The 241-nt window shown below is 46.1% G+C and carries 1 rRNA gene; it reads left to right on the forward strand.

What is annotated here, in order from left to right:
- Positions 1-135 precede the first annotated feature (135 nt).
- Positions 136-241, forward strand: a 5S ribosomal RNA gene (rrf, locus tag H6A12_RS13210); the annotation flags it as partial.

A 241-nucleotide genomic window follows, 5' to 3' on the forward strand; every position in this document is an offset into this window, starting at 1 on the left:
GTCGAGGGCTTGACCTCGAATTGAATCGAGATGTTGAGTCAAAGATAAGTTCACTTTCGAAGATTGTTATTCGGTTTTGAAGATACCTTACAGAGTATCTTTCAAAAAGCGGTTCTTAGAAGGAAGCGCGGTAAAGACGGTGTCGATGGCGGTGAGGATCCACCTGTTCCCATCCCGAACACAGAAGTTAAGCTCACTAGCGTCGAAAATACTTGGCTGGAGACGGCCTGGGAAGATAGAT

The sequence above is a fragment of the Merdimmobilis hominis genome, from assembly GCF_016901855.1.
Lineage (GTDB): Bacteria > Bacillota > Clostridia > Oscillospirales > Ruminococcaceae > Paludihabitans.